At 49.6% G+C, this 573-nt stretch carries 1 protein-coding gene; it reads left to right on the forward strand.

Going from position 1 to position 573, the window contains the following annotated elements; all coding sequences use genetic code 11:
- On the forward strand, positions 1 to 573 hold a 573-nt coding region (locus MoGM_RS12970), incomplete at both ends, for a hypothetical protein (protein WP_158249548.1).

A 573-nucleotide genomic window follows, 5' to 3' on the forward strand; every position in this document is an offset into this window, starting at 1 on the left:
GGACAGAATTTCGAGGCCGAGACATTCGCCATGGCATACTCCACATACGTGAATGTAGACGGGACACTGTATGAATCCAGCAAATCCAACTCCGACGACAAGAAAGGATATTGCTTCTCAATGACATTGAGCGAGGACAACATGACCAAGAACATTGTCTTCAAGCCCACAAGCATAGAGAACGTAGTCTACTTCTCTGAGGCAGAGGACATCGAAGGCCTTACACTCACAACAAACAACAACACCAAGATACGCAGCTCCAACGGTGCTTCCGCTTATGCTGCCGAGTCAGACGTTGAGTTCACCAAACTGCCCAACGGAAAGTACACACTGACGACGGTCATCTGTGACGTTTCCAAGACACCGGCTTCCGAGTGGAACTACATCGCAGGAAAAGACACCGTATTCACATTCACCGCAACAGCCGTAAACTGGGTACAGGGAAAATCCGACGAGTTCACCTTGAACAATAAGGAGACAGGCATGTTGCTCGCAAAAGGCGGCAACAACAATATGGGAGTAGACTTTATCTACATCCAGAAGACTGGTGACGCCGAGCTGATCGAGCCGGCC

This window comes from Prevotella sp. MGM1, assembly GCF_002933775.1.
GTDB lineage: Bacteria > Bacteroidota > Bacteroidia > Bacteroidales > Bacteroidaceae > Prevotella.